This window comes from Streptococcus sp. GMD6S (genome assembly GCF_000297015.1).
This window is the reverse complement of record NZ_AJRH01000156.1, coordinates 1-1152: the sequence shown is the minus strand read 5'-3', so window position 1 is coordinate 1152 and position 1152 is coordinate 1. Positions and strand designations below refer to the sequence as shown.

The 1152-nt window shown below is 38.9% G+C and carries 3 protein-coding genes; 1 reads left to right on the top strand and 2 read right to left on the bottom strand.

Features of this window, described 5'->3' with window-relative positions; translation table 11 throughout:
- Positions 1-288, top strand: a 288-nt coding sequence (locus GMD6S_RS09315; protein WP_000441549.1) for a GNAT family N-acetyltransferase, incomplete at its 5' end; no start/stop codon positions are given.
- Positions 289-448: 160 nt separating this feature from the next.
- Here the strand turns inward: GMD6S_RS09315 and GMD6S_RS09310 are convergent.
- Together GMD6S_RS09310 and GMD6S_RS09305 are read right to left on the bottom strand one after the other, a co-directional pair.
- On the bottom strand, positions 449-817 hold the full coding sequence (locus tag GMD6S_RS09310) for an EXLDI protein (RefSeq protein ID WP_000559015.1): 369 nt from the start codon (positions 815-817) through the stop codon (positions 449-451).
- 62 nt (positions 818-879) lie between these two features.
- Positions 880-1152, bottom strand: a 273-nt coding sequence (locus GMD6S_RS09305; protein ID WP_000314671.1) for a DUF2268 domain-containing putative Zn-dependent protease, incomplete at its 5' end; no start/stop codon positions are given.

Genomic DNA, 1152 nt, shown 5'->3' with positions numbered 1-1152 from the left:
GGTGGCTTTGCACCTGTGTCTGATAAGATTGCTGAATTACAAAAACTGTATGTCACTAAAAATAGCCGTGGCAAAGGTTATTCCAGCAGGTTGATAAAGCGGATATTCCATGAAGCCCGCCTAGCAGGTTATGAACAACTTTATCTAGAAACCTCTACTGAACTGGCTACGGCTGTGGTAATCTATCAGCACTATGGTTTTACAGCATTGCAACAACCACTTTCTAACGCTGCCGGCCACCCAGCTATGAATATCTGGATGATAAAATCCCTCTTATCAGATGAATAGATGTTAGTATACTATGGTCGACTCGAGGACATCAGTATCAAGCTCCTCAAGACAGCTAAAACAACTTTTAAAAATGTAGCCAATGCTATGATAGTAAAGGTATTGTTTCAGCACTATCACACTAGAAGAAATCCGACTGCTTATAAAAGCAGTCGGATTTTTATATATCTAATTTTTCAAAAAATTTGCCTGTTAACTGCTTTTCTTTTAGCTTCTCAAGTAGCTCATTTTCCAGAAAAGGACTTAGTTCGTCAAAATCTTGACAAACCTTAAAAACAGTCTCTCTGTCCAACTGACCATAAGCTAATTCGTAATAGTCCTTATTATGCTGCCAGTTCTGGTCATAGTTGACATCTGTCCGTTGATAGTAAACGATGTTTTGCTTCGGAGTCAGGTAAAGCTTCTGTGTTAGAATGCTTTTCTGATCTTTAGATAACTTGCTACGACTGAAAATCTTAACACCTTGAAAAATCTTGCGCTCATGAATTCCTTGATCTGTCACCTTCAATTCAATTCTTTTATAGTGCATACTATCACCTCCTGAAATTACCTACATTATATCATGTTCTGGCAAATTTTCAAACAAAAGTGTCATTTCCAAAAGTCTTCAGTCGCCTCTAAAATCTCTTCTGTTGGTGTTACTGTGGCCTCAATAATGCTCTTGCCAGTCTTTTTCAGATAGGCTTGTATAAGATGATAGCCATAAGCATAGCCTGCAGCATAAGGCATACCAACCGGTATTTGACCTTGAATCTCAGCAATTTCATCACCGTAAAGATAAGGAGCCATTTCCGCCATACCTGTTAGCTGAAGCTGACTTGAGATGATGGGCTTAATCTCTTCTAACTGCTCTGGACTGGTTGA

Excerpts from the sequence above, each read along its gene's own strand:
- GMD6S_RS09310 (WP_000559015.1), bottom strand. The coding sequence starts at position 817 with ATGCACTATAAAAGAATTGAATTGAAGGTGACAGATCAAGGAATTCAT.